Annotated in this window: 1 protein-coding gene and 1 pseudogene; one reads left to right on the forward strand and one right to left on the reverse strand. The window is 66.6% G+C overall.

Annotated elements, in window-relative coordinates; genetic code table 11:
• The coding region (locus HLUSI_RS31460; RefSeq protein ID WP_162098061.1) for an ABC transporter ATP-binding protein at window positions 1-502 on the forward strand (502 nt) is incomplete at its 5' end.
• An 87-nt stretch (window positions 503-589) separates the two neighbouring features.
• Here HLUSI_RS31460 and HLUSI_RS27850 read toward each other — a convergent pair.
• Window positions 590-982, reverse strand: a pseudogene (locus tag HLUSI_RS27850) (BadF/BadG/BcrA/BcrD ATPase family protein); the annotation flags it as partial.
• Window positions 983-985: the final 3 nt, after the last annotated feature.

Raw genomic sequence — 985 nt, forward strand, 5'->3', positions numbered from 1 at the left:
CGATGAGCCGACCACGGCGCTCGACGCCACCGTGCAGATCCAGATCCTGCTGTTGCTGCGCGACCTGCAAAAGGAGCTCGGCCTGTCCATCGTCTTCGTCACCCACGACATCGGCGCGGCGGCGGAAGTGGCCGATCGCATCGCCGTCATGTACGCGGGCAAGATCATCGAGCAAGGCCCGGCGGCGGAGTTGCTGACGCGACCGCGCCATCCCTATACTTTGTCCCTGCTCAAGAGCCGCAGCCACGGCGCCATGCAAAAAGGCCAGCGTCTGGAAACCATCGGCGGTGCGCCGCCGGACCTGAGCAACCTGCCGGCCGGCTGCGCCTTTGCCGAGCGCTGCAAATACGCAGTCGCTGAATGCAGCAGCGTGCAGCCGCGTGACGAGTTGCTGTCGCCGGGACATGTCGTCAGCTGCTTGCGGGTGCATCAGGTTCCTCATGCCAACGACGTCGCGGCGCGAGAAATAATCGTGCAGCGCGCCGGCCAGTCCGCCGCATAACGCCAACGGCAATTGCCGGTCGGGATCGAGCGTGGCGGCCATCAGTTCCAGTTCCGCCGCTGCCTGGATCAGGATCGTGCGTGCCGCCTCATCTTCGGCGGCGTGGGCGATGACCAGGCGTGCGAGTCGGGCGAAAGCAGCCTGGTCGGCTTGCGACAGCCAGTCGAGCACGATGTCGCGTTCGCTGCGTCCCGGATGGATGACGGGGTTGGTGACGCGGTTGGTGATCGTGCCATCCGCTTCGCAAAACGCCACCGTTGCCGTCGACAAGGCGCCATGCGGTGCACGGCCGTCGACCACGTGCTGCGCGTGATTGATCGCGCGCAGTCCCATCCACGCGCCGCTGGCGTCATCGCCCGAGGGAAAGCCCCAGCCGTCGACCACATGTTCGCTGCCGTCGGGATACAGGGCCACGCCAATGGTGCCGGTGCCGACCGCGATGATGGCGCCGGGCGGCGACGGCGAACTGAACCGTTCCATGTC

Origin of the sequence: Herbaspirillum lusitanum P6-12 (genome assembly GCF_000256565.1) — a bacterium.
Taxonomy (GTDB): Bacteria; Pseudomonadota; Gammaproteobacteria; order Burkholderiales; family Burkholderiaceae_D; genus Herbaspirillum; species Herbaspirillum lusitanum.